The following is a 21,036-nucleotide window of genomic DNA, read 5'->3' as shown; positions in this document are numbered from 1 at the left end:
ACAGAGAGCGAGGGCAGCATGAGGACCGTCTATCCGGTAATTTTATGTGGTGGCTCCGGAACACGGTTATGGCCCCTGTCACGCAAAAGCTACCCAAAACAATTCGTGCCGCTGATTGGTGAAACCAGCCTTTTGCAGCAATGTGCAAAGCGTCTTAAAGGACCCGTCGAAACGCCTTACGCAAAGCCGTTGCTGTTAACCAATGAAGCATTTCGTTTCGTTGTACCTGAGCAGTTGATGGCCGTTGGAATTGACCCAGGCCCGATCCTTATTGAACCTGAAGGGCGCAACACCGCTCCGGCTGTCCTGGCGGCAGCTCTGCACCTTTCGTCCAGCGATCCCGATGCATTGATGCTGGTGGCGGCGTCCGATCACGTCATTCCGGATGCTCAGGCCTTTCACGAGGCAGTTGCGGAAGGTATCCGTACGATCGATGAGCGCGGAGACCTTGTTACATTTGGAATCACGCCTGACCGGCCAGAGACTGGATATGGTTATCTCAAACTTCGGCAGATTCCCGACGCGTCGGGTGCTTCGATTCCTCTCGATCGATTTGTTGAAAAGCCCGACCTGAAGAGCGCCGAAACGATGGTGTCCGATGGTAGTTACCTTTGGAATTCCGGCATCTTTCTGTTTGCGGTCCGCGATATCCTTGCGGCCTATGACCAACATGCGCCGGATCTTGTAGCTCCGGTTCAGAACGCTGTTGATCAGGCGCAGTCTGACCTGGGCTTTCTGCGGCTTGAATCCATCGCTTGGAACTCAGTTCAGGACATATCGATCGACTATGCGGTTATGGAAAAGGCCAGCAACCTCAGCGTTGTTCCTTATGCAGCCGGGTGGTCAGATGTAGGCAGTTGGTCGGCGGTGCAGGAGCTCAGCAACCCTGATGCAAATGGGGTCGCTACCGCCGGTGAAGTCACTGCCATTGATTGCCACAATGTGCTGGTGCGCTCAGAATCTCCTGCACAGGAGGTCGTGGCGATGGGGCTGGAAAACGTGATTACAGTCGCGATGCCCGATGCGGTTCTGGTGGCCAGCATGGACCGCGCGCAGGATGTCAAACAGGCCGTCACAGCCTTGAAAGCAAAAGGTGCCAAGCAGGCGGAATCCCTGCCCGTCGATCATCGGCCCTGGGGGTGGTTCGAAAGCCTCGTTATCGGAGACCGGTTTCAGGTCAAGCGTATCCATGTCCATCCCGGTGCATCGCTGAGTCTGCAATCTCACCATCATCGGTCCGAGCACTGGATCGTCGTTGAGGGCACCGCCGAAGTGACGATAAATGACGATGTTCAGTTGGTGTCAGAAAACCAGTCGGTCTATGTGCCTTTGGGTGCGGTTCACCGGATGGTGAACCCCGGCAAAGTCCCGATGGTCCTGATCGAAGTACAAACCGGGACCTATCTGGGTGAAGACGACATTATTCGCTATGAAGATGTTTATGCGCGTAATTGACTTAGGTCAGTAGGCGCTAGTCGCCGTTCATCTCTGATTAAATCCCGCCATCTGCAATGCAGACGGATTTTCGACATTTCTCAAATCCTAACAGATCAAAAACCCAACGTTCGGGTTCGTCAGGTGGGTTTCACTAATATTGCGGCAGGGTGGCGCCCGATCATTGCCAAGCGACATCTCAGGAGGACGCCCGTGCCACAGAACTCACCCCGTTTGAACCTGCCCTTTATTCAACCGTCTCAGGCCCAGAAACACGTGACCCATAACGAGGCGCTGCGTACACTCGATCTTTTGGTCCAACTGAGCGTAGTATCCATCGACGCGACAATACCGCCCGCTGCGCCCGATCAGGGGGAGACGCACGCGCTTGGCACGGCGCCCACGGGGGCATGGGCTGGTCACGACGGCCAATTGGCGGCGTGGCTGGACAACGGATGGCATTTCATTGCGCCGGATTTGGGCTGGCGGGCCTGGGACCAAAGCTCGGATCAGTTGAAAATCTGGAACGGATCCGCCTGGATCGACCCGCCTGTCGATTTGCAGAATCTGCCAGGAATTGGCGTCGCAACCGGATCCGACAGCACCAATCGGCTGGCGGTGCGTAGCCCTGCGACGTTGCTAACCCATGAAGGTGGTGGTCATCAGTTGAAGGTCAACAAAGCCAGCGACGGCGACACGGCCTCGCTTTTGTTTCAATCCAACTGGACCGGTCACGCCGAGATGGGCCTTTCTGGCAACACGGAGTTCTCGATCAAAGTCTCGCCAGATGGCGGGAGCTGGGTTGAAGCACTACGGTTTGACGCCTCATCTGGTATAGCGGGTGGCGCAGCCATACAGAGCAGCACCAATGATACCACGCCTGGTCGCCTGATGCGGGCAGATTATGGATACGGGCCGGGCAACGTACTGGGCACAGTGTCACAAAACAGTGGTGTACCTTCTGGGGCTGTGATCGAGCATGGCAGTAATACAAATGGAGACTACACGCGATTTGCTGACGGTACCCAAATTTGTACAACAACTCTTGATGCTGTCGGATGTACGACCGCAACCGGTGCCTTGTTCACCAGCGGTTCTGCCAACTGGAATTTTCCCATCGCTTTTGCCGCTGGCAGCAAACCAGCCCTTAGCGGGAATGGTGGCGGGCTCGGTCGGTTTGTAGGATTTGACACGCCATCGGAAACACAAGCGACATTCCAGGTGCTGGCGGCAATTTCGGATGCCACAAATATTGAACCATCAATGATCGCCATCGGCCGCTGGTTCTGACAGCTCAGACCGTCCGGGCCATTGCGCGGGCGGTCACCTTTCGCGCAGATCGGTTTCTGATTGATCTAGAAACCACGCATAGGTCTGGCGAATTCCGTCGTTAAGACTGATGCCAGCACTCCAGCCCATACCTGCGAGGCGCGATACATCCATCAGTTTTTGCATCGTGCCATCCGGTTTGTCTGGATCATACGTGATCTGGCCAGTGAAACCGACGACACCCGCAATGATCGTTGCGAGGTCTGCGATTGATGTATCGCTGCCCGTACCCACATTAATGTGGCTTAACATTGGATCAGTATTTGCCTCATATATTTCGCGCGGCAGGTCCAAAACAAACACCGACGCCTCGGCCATATCATCAACATGCAAGAACTCGCGTCGCGGATTTCCGGTTCCCCATATGACAACTTCATCTAGCCCATCACGCTGTGCCTCGTGAAAACGTCGGATCAGTGCCGGGAGCACGTGACTGTTTTCAGGGTGAAAATTGTCTCCGGGGCCATAAAGGTTCGTCGGCATGACGGACCGGTAGTCTACGCCGTGCTGCCTGTTATAGCTTTCACAAAGCTTGATTCCGGCAATCTTAGCGATGGCGTAAGGTTCATTTGTCGGCTCCAGCGGCCCGGTCAAAAGCGCGTCTTCGCGCATTGGCTGGTGAGTTGCGCGCGGATAAATGCAGGAACTTCCAAGTTGCAGCAACTGTTTTATACCCGCCGAAAACGCCTGATGGATCACATTGCATTCGATCATCAGGTTTTCGTAGATGAAATCCGCCGGATATGTGTTGTTCGCATAGATACCGCCAACACGGGCGGCGGCCAAAATCACGATGTCCGGACGTTCTGCACGCATGAAATTCTGAACCTGAACCTGATCGGTCAGATCCAATTCGCTCCGCGTCCGCGTGATTAGCTCGAGTTTTTCACCTGCCTGCTGGCGCTGCTGCAGCCTTCGCAGAATCGCGCTTCCGACCATGCCGCGATGACCCGCTACATATATTCTGCGCGAACCGCCCATTTCAGCCGTTTTTCCCGCGTGACAGGCGCAGCCATCCCGTGTTCTTTGAGCAGGGTATTGCGCCGTGCGATTTCCAAATCTTCGGCAACCATTTCGGCGCATAGATCTTGCACAGAGGTCTCGGGTTCCCAACCTAGTTTTTGCTTGGCCTTGGACGGGTCTCCCAACAGCGTATCAACCTCGGCCGGTCGGAAGTAACGTGGGTTGATCCGCATCACGATATCGCCAGCTTTCAGGGCAGGCGCCTTATCACCCACTACTTCGCGAACAATCGCAAATTCCTCGACACCCTCCCCTGAAAACTCCAGCACCAAACCCAGCTCGCTGGCAGACCATTCGATGAACTGGCGCACGGAATACTGCTTGCCGGTGGCGATTACAAAGTCCTCAGGCGTCTCCTGTTGCAGCATCAGCCACTGCATCTTCACATAGTCCCGCGCGTGCCCCCAATCGCGCAAACTATCGATATTACCCATATGCAAACAGTCATCCAAACCTTGCGCGATGTTTGCAAGGCCACGAGTGATCTTGCGAGTCACAAAGGTCTCACCTCGCCGGGGGCTTTCGTGATTGAACAAAATACCGTTGCAGGCGTACATTCCGTAAGCCTCTCGATAATTTACTGTTATCCAATAGGAATACAGCTTGGCGACCCCATAGGGTGAGCGCGGGTGAAAAGGCGTTGTCTCGCGTTGCGGTGTTTCCTGCACCAAACCATAGAGCTCTGAAGTAGAGGCCTGATAAAACCGGGTCTTGCCCTCAAGCCCCAGAAACCGGATCGCTTCGAGCAGGCGTAGCGTACCCAACCCATCCACATCCGCAGTGTATTCAGGCGATTCAAAACTCACCGCAACATGGGATTGCGCACCAAGGTTATAGACCTCGTCGGGCTGCACTTCCTGAATGATCCGGGTCAGGTTTGAGGTATCGCTTAGATCACCATAATGCAGATGCAGTCTGGGATCTGGTTCATGCGGATCCTGATAGATATGATCAATCCGCTGCGTATTGAAAGACGATGCGCGACGTTTGATACCGTGAACGTCATAGCCCTTGGCAAGCAACAGCTCGGCCAGGTAAGAGCCATCCTGACCCGTAATACCGGTTATCAGTGCTGATTTGCTCATGATTGCGCCCCGATGGTTCTACTTCGCCTGTTTGTCCTTCCAGAAACAGCAAGACTCGGCCAAATGCAAGCTAACGGGGAATTCGAACGATTAGTTATAATGCTGCCGTCCAGACACGATAACGGCCCTGCCCTGTCACCTCGCGGATCAATCCTCTGTCGCTGAATTTGTCCAGATTTCGCTGTATCGCCGCACGCGAGGCCCGGGTCAGCTCTTCGGCCAATGGTGCCGATACCATCGGCCAAGCTGTCAGCGCGTCGATCAACACTGGTGGAGTTCGCCCACTCAGATCTGATACAGCCTCGCGGGCACGCTCTTCCCAGGCGCTGATCCGGTCCAGATGCAGCAAAGCTGCAAGCGAGGCCTGACCTGCCCCGCCTATCCAGGCGTATAGCTTTTCATCCAATGAGCCTGCACCGCGCAACGCACCCGGTCCCGACAAGGAAAGCGGCATGAACAATGCGCCACCTCGCCCCATCGATGCCGCATGGCGGGCTGCAATAACGGCAGCTTCGGTATCCTGTCCTATGCCCGGAGAGAGCGCGCGCCACGCGTGGAACCCGATTGCAGCCTGGGTCACCGGGTGCAACGCAGCCACATTTCGCATCACTTCGGCCAGATCTATCACGGTCTCTGGCGCGTCCTCGATGCCCTGGGCCTGACGATCCAGAAAAGCGGTCAGCCCAGCGTCCCATCCGCCCTCTGATGGCCCAGCACCCGAGGATAGTCGCCGTACCGCCCAGCCTGCCCGGTACAAAGCCTGAACGTCATCACCCGTCGCACCGATCCGCAATCCGGTCCATAGCGCGAGACGGTCGACGCTAATCCGGTCTCCGGTCCACCAGCCCAAATCCGACACTTCCATCAAGGCCAGACGGTGACCCCATCCTTTCGGCCCTGCGCGCAAACGTTCATCCAGCGCCCCGAAAGTCACGGCCAGATCAGCAAGTTCAGCGGACAGTTCAGATTGAGCCGCGCGCCAATCCCTTGGATCAAAAAGGAGGCTTTGATCAGGCCTTGGGACAGACGGAAGAAATTCTTCAGGATCTTCTTCATCCGGTGGAGGGAGAAACCATAGATTCTCTTCATCCGGTGGATCGGTGTCATAGATGCTGCGCGGCCCTGCGTCCAGGGCCTCATCATCGTCTGGGTCCGGTTCTTGAGGGATCGGCTTCATATCTGGCATTCTTCGAGCATTTGCCGAAGTTCACAAGGGGTTTCCCGAAATCCCGATGGTCAACCCGCAAAGGCCGCGGTCAGAGCATGCAGCTCTCCACTCAGATCTGTCTCGCGATCGCCACCCAACAGCATATAACCATACCCATCTTTTGCCCATGTCGCGGTTGATAGGCCGCTCAGCACTGCAAGATTAACTGCCTTCGATGGGGCATTTGGACCTTGCCGGATCACGCAGAACGCAAATGGATTTCCTTGTGCATCAGCAAAGACAACCTGAACCAATGGCTTGCCTTTGAATGATAAAACCTGTGTGCGCTTCAGGTCGAGGCCGGGAAGATTTTCCAGCACCTCCCGATTTAAGGGTCGGCCGAGCTGAGCCTCAGCCTGAGCAAATTGCGCGTCCAGTTTTTGCGGAGAGTTATCCAGATCAGCAATCGTTTCGGCTGAATAGAGTGATTGATAAATTGCGGCTTGCTCTGCCCAGCCCAAAGCCTTCGGACGCGTCACCCAGAAGGTTGCGGATACTGCGATAACGGCAACCGAAGCCGCAACCGCTAGCAATCGAAGAGGTCCTGATTTGTATTGCTGCGGAGTGGGCGCAGGCAGATCAATTTCAGGAACCTCAGCCGGGACGTCATCAAAAACTTGCTGCACAACAGGGGCAAACGGATCCAACGCCATCAAACGGGCTTCAAGACCCGTATCCTCTGCCACGGCCGCTTCGATGGCATGGACTTCGGCCTCATCAAGGCTGCCCTCCAGATAGGCCAGAAGTGTTTCGTCGGAAAACTTCATTTGCCACTCCGTTGCACCGCGTCGTCCGCTTCGTGCTGCATTACGGTTTTCAGTTTCTGCCGGGCGTTGGATAACCGGCTCATGATTGTGCCGATGGGAACATCCAGCATGGCCGCAGCTTCGCGGTAACTGTACCCTTCTACAAATACAAGCATCACCGTTTCGCGCTGCGCCTCTGGCAGTTGCATCACTTGAGTAAACACCTGAGCGGCGAAAATATTCGTTTCTGAATCGGGTCCGTGTGCAACCAATTCCGCCTCAGGTGTAACCGACAATGCTTGCGCCTTGCGCACAGACCGTGCCCGTATCTCGTTCAACCAGATCGAGCGGCAGATCGTCATGAGCCAGCTGTCCAACCGATCATATGAAGTTACCTGATGGTGCTTTTCTAACGCCCGCAAGGCTGTTGCCTGCAGCAAATCGTCCGCAACATCCGATGCACCCGACAGCGCCAATCCAAACCGCCAGACCCGTTTCGAATGGGTCTGGATCGCGCCGCGCACGGCTTGTTCGGTGTTCATCTCAACACTCATCGAATAAATCGCGACCTGTGTGTGTTTGCTTTGTCATGGGACCGGGCCCGCTTGGTCTGAACTGTCATAGACTCTGGAGGAATGAAATGAAACTTCTGTTCAAAACAATCACGATTGCGTCGGCTTTTGTTGCAGGTCCCGCGCTGGCCGCTGATTGGACACTGAATCCCAGCGCCTCTCATCTGGCCTATGGCACGGTTAAGATCGACGATGTGGGCGAGGTCAATTCCTTCACCAATATATCAGGCCATGTCAGCGAGGATGGCAAAGTTGAGATCGATATCGACCTGTCCTCGGTCGAAACGAATATCGATATCCGCAACGAGCGGATGATCGAACATGTGTTCCGCAAGGCAGCAACAGCCACACTGACCGCAGAGATTGATTTGGATGAGGTGTCCAAGTTGGATGTGGGTTCCAGCAACACGGTTGAAGTGGATGCCAAACTGTCCTTGGCGGGAACCGAGGTTGAGTTCTACACCGATATGTTCATTTTGCGCGTGGCCGAAGACACTGTCATGGTGTCAACCAACGATATGGTCTTCATCAGCACCGAGGATGCGGGCGTCTCAGCAGGTGTCGACAAGCTAATGGAGCTGGCGCAACTTCCCAGTATCACTCGTACTGTACCAGTGACTGCAAGACTGATGTTCAATCTCGATACCTGAAGATCAACCAAAGTACGGGGTCAATTTTGACCCCGACTTATGCCCCCCAAGTATCACTCAAGCGGTAGCCACCGGGCCAAGGGTCTTCCGGGTCCAGCATGTGCTGGTGCGTGCCCGTAATCCAACTCCGCCCTGAGATTTCCGGGGTGATCGCCACGCGCCCATTCAGATCGAGCTGATCCACGATGCGGCAGCGAAACTCGCTGTCGATAACCGAGCGCGCGTGATAGCGGTCATTCATCGACATCTGCCCTTTGGCAAGCAAAACAGCCATTCGGGCCGAAGCTCCGGTGCCGCAGGGAGAACGATCCAGCTTGCCGGGTTTGATGGCGACTGTATTGCGACCTGTGAGGATATCACCCTGCCGATCCAGCGGGCCTGCGATCTGGCAGAATGAAATGTGATTCCAGTCTTTGGTGGGATGATTGAAGCCAAGCTGCTCATTGGCCGCATCGGTGATACGCGCGCCGGTTCTGGCAAGATCAGCGCCTTCATCAGGCATCAGGTCAAAACCCAGATCAGCTGCATCGACAATTACAAAACTGTCGCCACCAAACGCGGTATCTACGCGCAGCGTCCCGATGCCCTCAACCTCGATCCGGGCATCCAGCTTGTCGACGAAACTTGGCACGTTCTGCACATATATGCGTTCTGCCTTGCCATTTCGGCATTCGGCGCGAACGCGAACCAGCCCTCCGGGAGCTTCCAATGTCAGATGGGTTTCAGGTTCGTGCATCGGAAGGATGCCGCTATCCAGCAGAACCGTTGAGACGCAGATGGAATTCGAACCGGACATCGGCGGCGTGTCTTCCGGCTCCATGATGATGAAAGCCGCATCGGCCGCGGGTTTTTTTGGTGGTACCAGCAGATTCACATGGCGAAAGACACCGCCGCGGGGTTCATTCAGCATGAAATCCCTTAGGGTCTGATCTTCAGCGATATGGGTTCTCTGATCCCAAACCGTTTCCCCGGGAGGCGGGGTAACACCTCCAACGATTACATCGCCCACCTCGCCTTCGGCATGGGCTGAGATCACATGGATGGTTTTGGAACTGCGCATATGGCCTCCTGAAAGCCGCTGGTTAATGCGCAGTCATGCACAAAACAACTTCGGTCTGGCAAGCCCTATCGCAGCCGCTGACCCGTCTCGGGATCGAACAGCATCGCGCGTTCGGGCCGGATCGAAAGCCCGATACGGTCACCGGTCGTACTGCGCTGGTCGTCCCGCTCTTCCACAATCAGCTTATCGCCATTGGGCGTAAGCAGATAGGAATAGGATACCCCACCCAGCGCTTCGGTCAGATCGACTGTGCAGGTGTCACCGTTTCGATCCACCTGAATATGCTCGGGGCGAATGCCCAGAGTCACTTTCGTTGCCCCATTCGGAACGCTTTCGGTGACCGGGATCGCATCAGTCAGCGCAGGGTGCCGCACCATGCCATCCACGACATCGCACTCTAAGAAGTTCATGGCCGGAGAGCCAATGAAGCCCGCCACGAATCTGTTATCGGGGTCACGATACAGGTCCATTGGGGCACCCACCTGCTCGATCCGGCCGTCGCGCAATACCACAATCTTGTCGGCCATGGTCATCGCTTCTACCTGATCATGTGTAACATAGATCATCGTCGCGCCGATTTCCTGATGAAGCCGCGCAATCTCGACCCGCATTTCAACCCGCAATTCCGCGTCAAGGTTCGAAAGCGGCTCGTCGAACAGGAACACCTCGGGGCCGCGCACAATAGCGCGCCCAATCGCAACCCGTTGACGCTGACCGCCGGATAACGCTTTGGGTTTGCGTTTCAGATATTGATCGAGTTTTAGGATATTCGACGCTTCCTGAACCTTCTGGTTAATCTCGGTTTTGGCGACACCGTTCATCCGCAGGCCAAAGCCCATATTCTCGGCCACAGTCATATGCGGATAGAGCGCATAGGTCTGAAAAACCATCGCCACCCCCCGCTTGGCCGGGTCGACGTGCGTGACTTCACGTGCGCCGATATGGATTTCACCATCCGAGGTTTCCTCAAGCCCCGCGATCATCCGCAACAACGTAGACTTGCCGCAGCCCGAAGGGCCCACGAACACGCAAAACTCGCCATCTTCAATCTGCAGATCGATCCCGTGAATGACCTGAGTCTGGCCATACCGTTTGATCGCGCCTTTCAGGGTTACACCTGTCATGTTGCTTGCATCCTATTCTGTTGGCCCTCGGGGAACCGCCACGCCTGTGCTTCTGTGCCAATCTGCTCAGCGACGCGCCGGACGCGTGGCACCCAAGATTTTAATTGTTCGAAATCCATCCTTCCGGTCGATCCCGTCACCGATAGAGCCCCTAACATGCGGCCCCCGGAGGTCAGGATCGGGCAGGCAATACAGATGATGCCGGGCTCATGCTCTTCATCATCAACCGCGTAACCCCGGTTGCGGATCAGCTCGAGATCCGCTCGCAATGCCTTCTCCGAGGCCAGTGTCTTGTCGGTGAACCGGTGAAAGCTTTGTTGCGAGATCGTCTTCTCCAACTGAGCCTCGTCCAGATAAGCCATCATCGCCTTACCGACGCCGGTGCAGTAAGCCGGGCCAACCTTGCCGGCCTCGGAATACATCTCGATCGGTCGCTGAGCATTGCGTTTATCCACGTAAAGCACCTGACCGGAATCAAGCTGCGCCAGGTGCACCGTTTCCCCTGTCTCGGCGCTGAGGGCGTCCAAGAAAGGCCGCGCAATGGGCGCAAGCGAGCTTTGGGTCCATGCCGAATGAGCCAACCGCACCAACCGCATCCCCGGAGAATATGTTTGCCGGTCCGGTTCGTAATGCAGCATGCCCTGATTGGTCAGCGATTGCAGAAAGCGGTACAGCGTCGCCTTGGGGAATTCACTGCTTTCCAGCAATTCCCCGAACCGCACCGGACGCCCGAAGGCCGCGACCTGTTCCAACACATCACATGCTTTTCCTATTGTTCCGTCACCTGCCACGGGTGCCTGTTCTCCTCCACTTTCCCTCTGCCTTGGACACGAGGGTCTTGACAAGACTAGCCGAGTCGATGTGTAGTTTTCAATATATAAAACAAGGTTTCAATATTTGGAACCAATATGGAAGCTTAAGGGAGGAAACTATGCATTCCATGTTCAAGCGCACAGCAGCTGCTTTGGCTGCCAGTGTGGCACTTGCTGCGCCTGTCGCAGCTGAGCTGACCGGCGAGCTGCGAATCTTCCTCGATACATCCAACCCGGCGCCGCGCGCGACGATGGAGGCGATGATCGAGCGGTTCGCGGCAGAGCATCCCGGCTTGGAAATCGAAACCACCGTGATCGACCGCGAAGCCTATAAGACCCAGATCCGCAACTTTCTGACGGCAGACACGCCTGACGTTGCCACGTGGTACGCTGCCAACCGGATGAAGCCATATGTCGAGGCGGGCCTGTTCGAGGACGTCTCAGATCTGTGGGCCGAGCCTGAAATCGCCGACAATCTGGCATCCACCAAAGGCGCGATGACCATTGATGGAAAGCAATGGGGTGTCCCGTACACATACTATCAGTGGGGGGTTTACTATCGCAAAGACATCTTTGATGAACTTGGCTTGACCGAGCCAACCACTTGGGAAGAAGAGCTGGCCAATTGCCAGAAGATAGTTGATTCAGGCCGCGCCTGCTACACCATCGGAACCAAGTTCTTGTGGACCGCCGGAGGCTGGTTTGACTACTTGAATATGCGTACCAACGGGTTCGATTTCCACAACCAGCTCGCAAATGGTGAAATCAGCTGGGAAGACGACCGGGTCAAGCAGACCTTCGCCAACTGGAAACAGCTGATCGACATGGGCGCGTTCATCGACAATCACCAGACTTATAGCTGGCAGGAAGCCCTGCCCTTCATGGTCAACGGCGAGGCGGCGGCCTATCTGATGGGCAACTTCGCCGTGGCGCCCCTGCGTGAGGCGGGTCTGACGGACGATCAGCTGGATTTCTACCAGTTCGTTGCCATCAACCCCGATGTCGAACTGGCCGAAGATGCGCCGACGGACACGTTCCACATTCCGGCCAATGCCTCAAACAAGGAAGCCGCGCGTGAGTTCCTGCGTTTTGCGGTCTCCGCGGACGAGCAGACCGAAATCAACAACGGTGCAAACCTCGGCCAATTGCCTGTGAACGCGCAATCTGCGGTAGATGACGACAAGTTCCTGCAGCAAGGTTTCACGATGCTGTCGTCGAACAGCCCTGGCGGTGTTGCCCAGTTCTGGGACCGTGACGCACCAGCAGAAATGGCCAAGGTCTCGATGGAGGGCTTCCAGGAATTCATGGTCAAGCCTGACAACGCGGATAAGATTCTGGCCAAGCTGGAACGCGCGCGTGAGCGTATCTACGACAACTAAGTGTAATTAGGGCCGAACTCTGTTCGGCCTTAAACCATTCAAAATCGTAGGGCGGGCTTCAGCCCGCCTTCACCCCCTAACCAGAGATGTTCCATGACCGCTGTAGTTGACACCCCAGAACAGGAAAGCTGGTTCCACAGAAACCAGCAGCGCATCGCGCCTTGGCTGTTTCTGGCTCCGGGCCTGCTGTTCTTCTTGGTCTATGTGATCATCCCGGTGTTTCAGTCTTTCAACCTGTCTCTTTACGAGTGGGATGGGCTGGGAGCCGCCGAATATGTAGGCATGCGCAACTATGAGGATCTGTATTGGGAATGGGTCGACCGTGACGCATTCTACATTTCGCTCAAGAACAACCTGATCTGGTTGGTTTTGTATCTTGCTGCAATTCCCGCAGGCCTGTTCATCGCACTGTTCCTGAATCAGACGGTCTGGGGCATACGGCTCTATAAGTCTTTGTTCTTCTTTCCGTTCGTCATCTCTCAGGTTGTTGTTGGCCTTGTTTTCACATGGTTCTACGACCCGACATTCGGATTGTTGAACGAATTCCTAGGTTTATTCGGTATGGGCCCGCTGAATGTGTTGGGCGACGAACGGTTCGTTACCTATGGCATCATCTTCGCAGGGCTCTGGCCGCAAACCGCCTATTGCATGATCCTCTACCTCACCGGCCTGAACGCCGTTGACCCCGAGCAAATCGAGGCCGGACGGCTTGACGGTGCAAAAGGTGGGCGGATGCTGTGGCACATCATCCTGCCGCAACTGCGACCCGCGACGTTCATCGCTTTTGTCGTAACCATCATCGGTGCGTTGCGCAGCTTTGACCTGATCTCGATCATGACACAGGGGGGGCCTTTTGGGTCGTCCCGTGTGCTGGCCTATTACATGTTCGAAGTCGCCCTTTCCGAATACGGTTTCCGCATGGGATATGGAGCCGCCATCGCGGTGATCCTGTTCCTCATCATGCTCTGCTTCATCGCCTATTTCCTGTGGTCGATGTATCGCGAAGAAAAGGGGCACTGAGATGTTTCCCAAACCCATCGAAAAACAACCCCGCGCGGCCCAGATCACCTATCAGGCGATGCTGCCTCTGGCGCTGTTGCTGTGGCTGGGGCCGTTGCTGGCGGTCGCCTTGTTCTCGGTCAAACCGGCGGCAGACTTCACCAACGCGAACTATTGGGGCATGCCGTCCAGCTTTGAGGGCGCTTTCAACTATGGGCAGGTCTTCTTTAATTCAGACATGCCTCGATATTTGCTGAACTCATTCCTGATCACCGTACCCACCGTGATCGGAGCCGTGGCGCTCAGCTGCATGACCGGATTTGCGCTTGGAATCTACAAGTTCAAATCGAACCTTTGGATCTTCTTCATGTTCGTGGCGGGCAACTTTGTCCCCTTCCAGATTTTGATGGTCCCCGTACGCGATCTGACTTTGGAACTGGGCCTCTACAACACCAAAACCGGGCTTGTTCTGTTCCATATCGCCTTCCAGACCGGCTTCTGCACACTCTTCATGCGCAACTTCATCCGCGCCCTACCCTTCGAACTCATCGAGGCGGCGAGGGTTGAAGGTATCAGCGAATGGCGGATTTTCTGGTATGTGGTCCTACCGCTAATGAAGCCCGCAATTGCCGCGCTCAGCGTGCTGATCTTCACCTTCATCTGGAACGATTATTTCTGGGCGGTTGTCCTGACCCAAGGCGCCGAAAGTCAGCCCGTGACTGCCGGGATCACCAGCTTCAACGCCCAATTCCGGGCCGCCTATCAGCTGATGAGTGCCGGTTCAATTGTGGCAGCCCTACCACCTGTTGCCATGTTCTTCCTGATGCAGAAACACTTTATCGCGGGCCTGACCCTCGGTGCTGTAAAATAACGCCAAACCAGAGGTTTACCTCATGACCAAGATCACCTTTGTAGGTGCGGGTTCCACGATCTTCATGCAGAATATCGTGGGCGACGCCCTGCTCACCCCTGCCCTCGCCGACAGCCATTTTGCGTTGATGGATATTGATCCGGTGCGCTTGGCCGAGAGCGAGGCTGTGGCCAAGGCCATGATCCGATCAGTCGGCACGGGTGCGACCGTCTCGACCCACACGGATCGCCGCGCAGCGCTGGACGGCGCGGATTTCGTGATTACCGCCTTTCAGGTCGGCGGATATGAGCCGTGCACTGTGACTGATTTCGAAGTCCCGAAACAATACGGCCTGCGCCAAACCATCGCTGATACGCTGGGTGTAGGCGGTATCATGCGCGGCCTACGTACTGTGCCCGTTCTGTGGGGTGTCGCGCAGGACATGATGCAACTCTGCCCCAATGCGACGCTACTGCAATACGTGAATCCGATGGCCATCAATACCTGGGCCCTGGCCGAGCGCTTCCCTGCTCTGAAACATGTGGGACTGTGTCATTCCGTTCAGAACACAGTCGAGGAACTGGCGCATGATCTGGATCTGCCCAAGGCGGATATTCGCTACAAAGTTGCAGGCATTAACCACGTCGCCTTCTTTCTCAAACTCGAGCATGAGGGCCGCGATATCTATCCTGCTCTGCGACAGGGCTATCACGCCGGGCACCTGCCCAAGCCTCCGCTTCTCATGCCTCGTTGTCCGAACAAAGTCCGGTACGAAGTGATGGATCATCTCGGTTACTTCTGCACCGAAAGTTCCGAGCATTTTGCAGAATACGTTCCTTGGTTCATCAAAGACGGACGCAATGACCTGATCGAACAGTTCAGCATACCGCTGGACGAATACCCGACCCGCTGCGTCGAGCAGGTGGCCAATTGGAAGGACCAAGCCAAGACACTGACCGATGGTCGGGATATCGAAGTAACCCGAAGCCACGAATTTGCCGCCGACCTTATGAACGCAATCGTGACAGATACGCCTTACACAGCTTACGGCAACCTACCGAATACGGGTCAAATTCCGCAACTGCCGCTGGGAGCCGCGGTTGAAACTCCGTGTCTAATCGACGCAAATGGCGTCCAACCTTCCGTGGTTACGGATATCCCGCCCCAGCTGATCGCTCTGATGCGGACCCAGATCAACGTGCAAGAGTTGACGGTTCGTGCACTGACCGAAGAGAACCCAGAATACATCTATCACGCCGCCATGATGGATCCCCATACTGCGGCGGAGTTGGATTTGCGCCAAATTCGCAGCCTCGTCACCGATCTGCTTTCCGCCCATGGCGACTGGCTACCCGATTGGTGCCAATCAGCCCGTGCGGCCTGATCTTCATCTATTCGAAAAACAATCAACTCCATCGCAAGCCAGACAGACAGAGCCAAAAATGACCAAAAAACGCCGTTCTCAACATTGGTACGGAAAACTTGACAAGGACGGGTTCATTCATCGGTCGTGGATGAAGAACCAGGGCTTTCCGGACCATGCGTTCGACGGACGCCCCATCATTGGCATTTGTAATACATGGTCGGAGTTGACCCCATGCAACTCGGGTCTGCGTGACCTGGCCGAGGGTGTCAAACGGGGTGTGTGGGAGGCGGGCGGCTTCCCTGTCGAATTCCCGGTAATGTCGCTGGGCGAGACTCAGATGAAGCCCACCGCCATGCTATTTCGCAATCTGCTGGCGATGGATGTTGAGGAATCCATCCGCGCCTATGGTATCGACGGCGTTGTCCTACTGGGGGGATGTGATAAGACCACACCCGGGCAGCTGATGGGGGCAGCCTCGGTCGATTTGCCATCCATCGTGGTCAGCTCAGGCCCGATGCTGAACGGTAAGTACCGGGGTCAGGATATCGGCTCGGGCACGGATGTCTGGAAGTTTTCCGAGGCGGTTCGTGCTGGAGAAATGACCCTGCAGGAATTCATGAGCGCGGAATCCGGCATGTCGCGCAGCGCGGGTGTATGCATGACCATGGGCACCGCTAGTACCATGGCCTCGCTGGTTGAGGCGATGGGCATGTCTCTGCCCACCAACGCCGCCCTGCCCGCCGTCGACGCCCGCCGCATGGCACTGGCGCATCTGACCGGCAAACGAATTGTCGAGATGGTGGACGAAGACCTCAAACCCTCGGACATTCTGACCAAAGAAGCCTTTGAAAACGCCATTCTCGCCAATGCGGCCGTCGGAGGATCAACAAATGCGGTGGTTCACCTGCTGGCGCTGGCAGGGCGCGTGGGCGTTGATCTGACGTTGAAAGACTTTGAAATCGGGTCAGAAATCCCACTGCTAGTCAACTGCATGCCTTCTGGCAAATACCTGATGGAGGATTTCTGTTATGCAGGCGGCGTGCCAGTGGTTCTGAGCGAACTCAATCCTTTCCTGCGCCCAGCTAAAACGGTTCTGAACAAGGATATCTCGGCGCATTATGAAGGCGCTGAGTGTTTCAACACAGATGTCATTCGCCCCTTCGACGATCCGGTAAAACCCGCCGCTGGCCTGCGGGTTCTGCGCGGAAATCTTGCGCCCAACGGGGCGATCGTGAAACCTTCGGCGGCCACAGACGCACTGTTGGAAACCGAGGCAGAAGCATATGTTTTCGAGAGCATCGAGGACCTGAAAGCAAATATCGACCGCGACGACCTGCCTGTCACACCCGAGACCATTCTGGTGCTCAAAGGCTGTGGCCCCAAGGGCTATCCGGGCATGCCGGAGGTTGGGAACATGCCGATCCCGGCAAAGCTGGTCAAAGAAGGCGTACGCGACATGATCCGCATCTCGGACGCACGCATGTCGGGCACGGCCTTTGGAACGGTCATCCTGCATGTCAGCCCTGAGGCGCAGGCCGGTGGGACACTTGCCTTGGTCAAAACTGGTGACCGCATCCGAGTGTCCGCCAGCAAAGGCGAACTGGAACTGCTAGTTGACGAAAAGGAACTGGACGCCCGCCGCGCCCTGTGGCAACCGGACGATCCGCATTACACGCGCGGATATGCGAAACTCTATATCGACCACGTGCTGCAAGCCGATCAGGGCGCCGACCTTGATTTCCTTGTGGGCAAAGACACGCGCCTTGTGACGAGAGAGAGCCACTGATGGATCAACCAGCTACATTTCAAGACCTGCGCGGTGCATCCGTATACATTACCGGCGGTGGATCGGGTGTTGGCGCGGCACTAACCGATGGCTTCATGGGCCAAGGTGCAAATGTTGCCTTCATAGGTCGTTCCGATGCGAGCGCTTTCGTCGAAGAGATGCGTGACAAGCATGGCCGCGCACCGTTCTTCCTGCAGGGTGACATGACCGATACCGAGCTGTTGCATGCCACCATGGCCAAAGCAGCCGAGGCCCACGGCCCGCTGAAAGTGCTGGTCAACAACGCGGCCAACGACAAGCGTCACTCGCTTGAGGAAACCACTCCCGATTTCTGGGACTGGATGATCGAGGTGAACCTCAAAGCTTATTACTTTGCCTGTCAGGAAGCCGCGCGGCAGATGAAAGACAACGGCGGGTCGATCATCAATTTCAGTTCAATCAGTTACATGATGGGGAACGCAGGCTATCCGATCTACACCAGCTCAAACGCGGCAATCACCGGTATGACTCGCTCTTTGGCGCGCGAGCTTGGGCCTCAGAAAATCCGGGTCAACGCATTGGCACCCGGATGGGTTCTGACGCAGAAACAGCTGGACATGTGGGCAACGCCCGAAGATCTGGCCGCGCACTTGGATCGCCAATGCCTGAAAGAACATCTAACGCCCGAAGACATGATCGCACCAACCCTGTTTCTGGCCTCAAGCGCAAGCCGTGCCATGACGGGTCAATGCATGGTTGTCGACGGCGGCGTTGTGGTAACGGGGTAACGCTATGAATGTTGAGTGGATCGCTGTTGACTGGGGTACCTCTCATCTGCGCGTCTGGGCCATGCAGGGAGAAAGAGTGATCGCTCAGGCGGTTTCGCAGGATGGTATGTCGCGCACGGCTGGGGGAGATTTTCAGGCAGCCCTGTTGGCTCTGATCAAAGACTGGCTGCCTGAGAAGCCAGTAGACGTGATCGCCTGCGGAATGGTTGGTGCGCGGCAGGGCTGGGTCGAGGCGCCCTATTCCGCCGTGCCGTCCGAGCCAATCCCGGTCGTACCCTTCCGCGTTCCAAACACTGATCCGCGTATTCGGGCCTTCGTAGTTCCGGGACTAAAGCAGAACAGCCCCCCCGATGTGATGCGCGGTGAAGAGACTCAGATCGCAGGGTTCCTCAGTGCGCATCAGAATTGGGACGGTGTGATTTGCCTGCCCGGCACGCATACAAAATGGGCCCAGATCAGTGCTGGTGAAGTCGTCAGTTTCCGAACCTTTATGACCGGTGAGATGTTTGATCTGCTGTGCGGGCAATCCGTTCTTCGGCATTCAATTGATGATGGATGGGACGAAGCAAGCTTCATTGACGCTGTGACGGATACGCTATCGAAACCTGAACAGCTTGCTGCGCGACTCTTTGGGTTACGGGCGGCTGACTTGCTGCACGGTCAGAGTAAGAACATCGCGCAGGCCAGTCTTTCGGGCTTCCTGATAGGAGCAGAGCTTGCCGCATCGCGGCCCTATTGGCTGGGTCAGCAATTGGCAGTCATCGGCTCGGAAAGTCTAACCAAGGCCTACGCCACCGCACTACAGCAACAAGGCGCATTGGTCGAAACCGTTGACGCAACCGCGACAACACTTGCGGGGCTGGCACAGGCCCGCACACTCACGAGGCAAACCGCATGAGCCGTCCCATAATCGCCATCTTGCGCGGGCTGAAACCTGATGAGGCGGGGCCTGTCGGGCACGCGTTGGTGCAAGCGGGTATTGACCGGATCGAAGTACCGCTGAATTCACCCGATCCTCTGGAAAGCATCCGTATCCTAGCCTCGGATATCGGTGATCGGGCACTTATTGGCGCAGGAACTGTGCTTACCCCTGATCAGGTTGATGCGGTAGCGGACGCTGGCGGCAAACTTATCGTTTCACCGAATTGCGATGTATCGGTAGTCCAACGTGCTATTGCACTTGAATTGCAAAGCTGGCCAGGCGTTTTCACCCCGACCGAAGCTTTCACGGCCCTACAAGCTGGAGCAACTGGGTTGAAATTGTTCCCCGGGTCGATGGCAGGCCCCTCAGGCTTGGCCGCAATGCGGGCCATACTACCACCTGGCACGCAGGTATATGCCGTCGGTGGCGCGGGCCCAGAGAATTTTGATCAATGGATCAAGGCCAGTACCGATGGCTTCGGGATTGGCTCAGCGCTTTACAAGCCTGGCATGTCTGTTGCTGAAGTATCAGACCACGCCCAGCAGATCGTGGCAGCCTATGACGAGTCAACGAAATGAGCCACGTTTACGATGATCGCCCCTGCGAATTGGGTGAAGGACCATTGTGGCACCCGGAGCGAAAACAGCTTTTCTGGTTTGACATTCTTAGCAATCGCCTGATGTCCAGAGAAGGCGACCAAGCTCGGGTCTGGGAATTTGAAGAACATGTCTCCGCCGCTGGTTGGCTCGACAACGAAACCCTGCTGATCGCATCAGAGACAGGTCTGTGGCGATTTGAGCTGGGTAGCCACGCCAAGGATTTGATTGTTCCGATTGAGGCCGACAACCCGGTGACTCGATCTAATGACGGCCGCGCCGATCCTTGGGGCGGGTTCTGGATTGGCACCATGGGCAAGAATGCTGAAAAGGGCGCCGGATCGATTTACCGGTATTGGAAAGGTGAGTTAAGGCCATTGGTTCGGGATGTGACGATTTCGAACGCGATCTGTTTCGCGCCTGACCGCGCCTGTGCCTATTACAGCGATACTTTGACCAAACAGGTCATGCGCTGGGAACTGGATGCGGAGACTGGCTGGCCCATCGGCGAAGCCGCCGTGTTCCTTGACCTGCAAAGCGACGGCTTGAACCCGGATGGGGCTGTTGTCGATAGCACCGGAAATATCTGGATCGCTCAATGGGGTGCAAGCCGAGTCGCGGCCTATACGCCAGCCGGTCAATTCTTGAAATCAGTCCATTTCAACGCCAAACACACGTCGTGCCCGAGTTTTGGTGGCAACGATCTGACAACGCTGTTTTGCACCTCCGCCCGACAAGGGCTTGAAGCCGACACACTGACAAAAACACCAACAAACGGCATGACCCTCGCCGCCGCAAATGTTGGCGAAGGTCAAGCGGAGCACAGAGTTATCATATGAAGCCAGAACTTGGCGTCTGCTATTACCCTGAACACTGGCCCGAAGAGAATTGGGCCAAAGACGCGTCACGCATGATCGAGACCGGCCTGACCTGGGTCAGGATCGGAGAATTTGCTTGGAGCCGGATGGAGCCCACTCCGGGCGATCTACAGTTTGGCTGGTTGGATCGCGCGATTGAAACCCTGGGCGCCGCGGGCTTGAAGATTGTGCTGGGCACACCGACGGCAACTCCGCCACGTTGGATGCTAGACAAGTATCCCGACATACTGGCCATGGACACCAATGGTGATCCGCGCAAATTTGGCTCGCGCCGGCACTATAGTTTTAGTCACGCAGGCTATATCAGCGAATGCACGCGGATCGCGCAGATTATAGGTCAACGTTATGGCCGTAACCCGCATATCGCGGCGTGGCAGATCGACAACGAATATGGCTGTCACGATACGACAATCAGCTCCAGCGACGCCGCTTTGAAAGCGTTGCGCCGCTG

At 56.1% G+C, this 21,036-nt stretch carries 21 protein-coding genes; 13 read left to right on the top strand and 8 right to left on the bottom strand.

Annotation, left to right across the window (positions count from 1 at the left end):
* The first annotated feature begins 18 nt into the window (after window positions 1-18).
* Both ACRZ91_RS16295 and ACRZ91_RS16290 read left to right on the top strand, forming a co-directional pair.
* Entirely contained in the window at window positions 19-1,455 is a 1,437-nt protein-coding gene (locus tag ACRZ91_RS16295; RefSeq protein ID WP_480907117.1) for a mannose-1-phosphate guanylyltransferase/mannose-6-phosphate isomerase, read from the top strand.
* 192 nt (window positions 1,456-1,647) lie between these two features.
* Window positions 1,648-2,724: a DUF2793 domain-containing protein gene (locus tag ACRZ91_RS16290; RefSeq protein ID WP_480907115.1), complete on the top strand. Its 1,077-nt coding sequence runs from the start codon at window positions 1,648-1,650 to the stop codon at window positions 2,722-2,724.
* 33 nt (window positions 2,725-2,757) lie between these two features.
* Here the strand turns inward: ACRZ91_RS16290 and fcl are convergent, their stop codons facing one another.
* From fcl to ACRZ91_RS16265, 5 genes are all read right to left on the bottom strand, one after another.
* Window positions 2,758-3,744: a GDP-L-fucose synthase gene (gene fcl, locus ACRZ91_RS16285; protein WP_480907114.1), complete on the bottom strand. Its 987-nt coding sequence runs from the start codon at window positions 3,742-3,744 to the stop codon at window positions 2,758-2,760.
* On the bottom strand, window positions 3,717-4,871 hold the full coding sequence (gene gmd, locus ACRZ91_RS16280) for a GDP-mannose 4,6-dehydratase (RefSeq protein ID WP_480907112.1): 1,155 nt from the start codon (window positions 4,869-4,871) through the stop codon (window positions 3,717-3,719). The genes fcl and gmd overlap by 28 nt, the downstream gene beginning before the upstream one ends.
* A 94-nt stretch (window positions 4,872-4,965) precedes the next feature.
* Window positions 4,966-6,048: a helix-turn-helix domain-containing protein gene (locus tag ACRZ91_RS16275; RefSeq protein ID WP_260026902.1), complete on the bottom strand. Its 1,083-nt coding sequence runs from the start codon at window positions 6,046-6,048 to the stop codon at window positions 4,966-4,968.
* A gap of 59 nt (window positions 6,049-6,107) precedes the next feature.
* Complete coding sequence (locus ACRZ91_RS16270) at window positions 6,108-6,845, bottom strand: hypothetical protein (RefSeq protein ID WP_010441511.1); 738 nt, start codon at window positions 6,843-6,845, stop codon at window positions 6,108-6,110.
* On the bottom strand, window positions 6,842-7,366 hold the full coding sequence (locus tag ACRZ91_RS16265) for an RNA polymerase sigma factor (protein ID WP_480907110.1): 525 nt from the start codon (window positions 7,364-7,366) through the stop codon (window positions 6,842-6,844). Before ACRZ91_RS16265 ends, ACRZ91_RS16270 begins: the two co-directional genes overlap by 4 nt.
* A 98-nt stretch (window positions 7,367-7,464) precedes the next feature.
* Between ACRZ91_RS16265 and ACRZ91_RS16260 the strand changes: the two genes are divergently transcribed.
* On the top strand, window positions 7,465-8,046 hold the full coding sequence (locus ACRZ91_RS16260; protein WP_170774307.1) for a YceI family protein: 582 nt from the start codon (window positions 7,465-7,467) through the stop codon (window positions 8,044-8,046).
* Window positions 8,047-8,083: 37 nt separating this feature from the next.
* On the opposite strand, the gene ACRZ91_RS16255 is transcribed toward ACRZ91_RS16260, so the two are convergent.
* From ACRZ91_RS16255 to ACRZ91_RS16245, 3 genes are all read right to left on the bottom strand, one after another.
* The gene (locus tag ACRZ91_RS16255) at window positions 8,084-9,106 is read right to left on the bottom strand and encodes a trans-3-hydroxy-L-proline dehydratase (protein WP_480907108.1); all 1,023 of its coding nucleotides are present in this window, start codon (window positions 9,104-9,106) and stop codon (window positions 8,084-8,086) included.
* A 65-nt stretch (window positions 9,107-9,171) separates the two neighbouring features.
* Window positions 9,172-10,230 (bottom strand): ABC transporter ATP-binding protein, encoded by a 1,059-nt coding sequence (locus tag ACRZ91_RS16250; RefSeq protein WP_480907106.1) that lies wholly within the window; start codon window positions 10,228-10,230, stop codon window positions 9,172-9,174.
* Window positions 10,227-11,021 (bottom strand): IclR family transcriptional regulator, encoded by a 795-nt coding sequence (locus tag ACRZ91_RS16245; RefSeq protein WP_480907104.1) that lies wholly within the window; start codon window positions 11,019-11,021, stop codon window positions 10,227-10,229. Before ACRZ91_RS16245 ends, ACRZ91_RS16250 begins: the two co-directional genes overlap by 4 nt.
* Window positions 11,022-11,161: 140 nt before the next feature.
* Here ACRZ91_RS16245 and ACRZ91_RS16240 point away from each other — a divergent pair, with 140 nt between their 5' ends.
* From ACRZ91_RS16240 to ACRZ91_RS16195, 10 genes are all read left to right on the top strand, one after another.
* Window positions 11,162-12,421, top strand: coding sequence for an ABC transporter substrate-binding protein (locus tag ACRZ91_RS16240; protein ID WP_170475143.1), 1,260 nt, complete (start codon window positions 11,162-11,164; stop codon window positions 12,419-12,421).
* A gap of 93 nt (window positions 12,422-12,514) precedes the next feature.
* Window positions 12,515-13,441: a carbohydrate ABC transporter permease gene (locus ACRZ91_RS16235; protein ID WP_170475146.1), complete on the top strand. Its 927-nt coding sequence runs from the start codon at window positions 12,515-12,517 to the stop codon at window positions 13,439-13,441.
* A 1-nt stretch (window position 13,442) separates the two neighbouring features.
* The gene (locus ACRZ91_RS16230; RefSeq protein ID WP_170475148.1) at window positions 13,443-14,291 is read left to right on the top strand and encodes a carbohydrate ABC transporter permease; all 849 of its coding nucleotides are present in this window, start codon (window positions 13,443-13,445) and stop codon (window positions 14,289-14,291) included.
* Window positions 14,292-14,313: 22 nt separating this feature from the next.
* Window positions 14,314-15,654: an alpha-galactosidase gene (melA, locus tag ACRZ91_RS16225; protein ID WP_480907101.1), complete on the top strand. Its 1,341-nt coding sequence runs from the start codon at window positions 14,314-14,316 to the stop codon at window positions 15,652-15,654.
* A 58-nt stretch (window positions 15,655-15,712) separates the two neighbouring features.
* Window positions 15,713-17,422 (top strand): IlvD/Edd family dehydratase, encoded by a 1,710-nt coding sequence (locus ACRZ91_RS16220; RefSeq protein ID WP_480907099.1) that lies wholly within the window; start codon window positions 15,713-15,715, stop codon window positions 17,420-17,422.
* Window positions 17,422-18,189, top strand: a complete 768-nt coding sequence (locus ACRZ91_RS16215; RefSeq protein ID WP_260026920.1) for an SDR family NAD(P)-dependent oxidoreductase — start codon at window positions 17,422-17,424, stop codon at window positions 18,187-18,189. Before ACRZ91_RS16220 ends, ACRZ91_RS16215 begins: the two co-directional genes overlap by 1 nt.
* A gap of 4 nt (window positions 18,190-18,193) precedes the next feature.
* Window positions 18,194-19,087 carry a 2-dehydro-3-deoxygalactonokinase gene (locus ACRZ91_RS16210; RefSeq protein ID WP_480907097.1) on the top strand — a complete coding sequence of 298 codons (894 nt, stop codon included), beginning with the start codon at window positions 18,194-18,196 and terminating at the stop codon, window positions 19,085-19,087.
* Window positions 19,084-19,689 carry a 2-dehydro-3-deoxy-6-phosphogalactonate aldolase gene (locus ACRZ91_RS16205; RefSeq protein WP_480907095.1) on the top strand — a complete coding sequence of 202 codons (606 nt, stop codon included), beginning with the start codon at window positions 19,084-19,086 and terminating at the stop codon, window positions 19,687-19,689. The genes ACRZ91_RS16210 and ACRZ91_RS16205 overlap by 4 nt, the downstream gene beginning before the upstream one ends.
* Window positions 19,686-20,546: an SMP-30/gluconolactonase/LRE family protein gene (locus tag ACRZ91_RS16200; RefSeq protein WP_480907093.1), complete on the top strand. Its 861-nt coding sequence runs from the start codon at window positions 19,686-19,688 to the stop codon at window positions 20,544-20,546. Before ACRZ91_RS16205 ends, ACRZ91_RS16200 begins: the two co-directional genes overlap by 4 nt.
* Window positions 20,543-21,036: beta-galactosidase (locus ACRZ91_RS16195; protein ID WP_480907091.1), on the top strand; the 494-nt coding region annotated here is incomplete at its 3' end. The genes ACRZ91_RS16200 and ACRZ91_RS16195, both read left to right, overlap by 4 nt.

It is taken from the genome of Ruegeria sp. O11, assembly GCF_056535285.1.
The sequence above is the reverse complement of the archived record's forward strand: the minus strand, read 5'-3'. Positions and strand labels throughout refer to the sequence as shown.

What these genes read in the sequence shown, in the direction of transcription:
- ACRZ91_RS16295 (WP_480907117.1), top strand. Translation starts at nt 19, where the DNA reads ATGAGGACCGTCTATCCGGTAATTTTATGTGGTGGCTCCGGAACACGG.
- fcl (WP_480907114.1), bottom strand. Translation starts at nt 3,744, where the DNA reads ATGGGCGGTTCGCGCAGAATATATGTAGCGGGTCATCGCGGCATGGTC.
- gmd (WP_480907112.1), bottom strand. Translation starts at nt 4,871, where the DNA reads ATGAGCAAATCAGCACTGATAACCGGTATTACGGGTCAGGATGGCTCT.
- ACRZ91_RS16275 (WP_260026902.1), bottom strand. Translation starts at nt 6,048, where the DNA reads ATGAAGCCGATCCCTCAAGAACCGGACCCAGACGATGATGAGGCCCTG.
- ACRZ91_RS16270 (WP_010441511.1), bottom strand. Translation starts at nt 6,845, where the DNA reads ATGAAGTTTTCCGACGAAACACTTCTGGCCTATCTGGAGGGCAGCCTT.
- ACRZ91_RS16265 (WP_480907110.1), bottom strand. Translation starts at nt 7,366, where the DNA reads ATGAACACCGAACAAGCCGTGCGCGGCGCGATCCAGACCCATTCGAAA.
- ACRZ91_RS16260 (WP_170774307.1), top strand. Translation starts at nt 7,465, where the DNA reads ATGAAACTTCTGTTCAAAACAATCACGATTGCGTCGGCTTTTGTTGCA.
- ACRZ91_RS16255 (WP_480907108.1), bottom strand. Translation starts at nt 9,106, where the DNA reads ATGCGCAGTTCCAAAACCATCCATGTGATCTCAGCCCATGCCGAAGGC.
- ACRZ91_RS16250 (WP_480907106.1), bottom strand. Translation starts at nt 10,230, where the DNA reads ATGACAGGTGTAACCCTGAAAGGCGCGATCAAACGGTATGGCCAGACT.
- ACRZ91_RS16240 (WP_170475143.1), top strand. Translation starts at nt 11,162, where the DNA reads ATGCATTCCATGTTCAAGCGCACAGCAGCTGCTTTGGCTGCCAGTGTG.
- ACRZ91_RS16235 (WP_170475146.1), top strand. Translation starts at nt 12,515, where the DNA reads ATGACCGCTGTAGTTGACACCCCAGAACAGGAAAGCTGGTTCCACAGA.
- ACRZ91_RS16230 (WP_170475148.1), top strand. Translation starts at nt 13,443, where the DNA reads ATGTTTCCCAAACCCATCGAAAAACAACCCCGCGCGGCCCAGATCACC.
- melA (WP_480907101.1), top strand. Translation starts at nt 14,314, where the DNA reads ATGACCAAGATCACCTTTGTAGGTGCGGGTTCCACGATCTTCATGCAG.
- ACRZ91_RS16220 (WP_480907099.1), top strand. Translation starts at nt 15,713, where the DNA reads ATGACCAAAAAACGCCGTTCTCAACATTGGTACGGAAAACTTGACAAG.
- ACRZ91_RS16215 (WP_260026920.1), top strand. Translation starts at nt 17,422, where the DNA reads ATGGATCAACCAGCTACATTTCAAGACCTGCGCGGTGCATCCGTATAC.
- ACRZ91_RS16210 (WP_480907097.1), top strand. Translation starts at nt 18,194, where the DNA reads ATGAATGTTGAGTGGATCGCTGTTGACTGGGGTACCTCTCATCTGCGC.
- ACRZ91_RS16205 (WP_480907095.1), top strand. Translation starts at nt 19,084, where the DNA reads ATGAGCCGTCCCATAATCGCCATCTTGCGCGGGCTGAAACCTGATGAG.
- ACRZ91_RS16200 (WP_480907093.1), top strand. Translation starts at nt 19,686, where the DNA reads ATGAGCCACGTTTACGATGATCGCCCCTGCGAATTGGGTGAAGGACCA.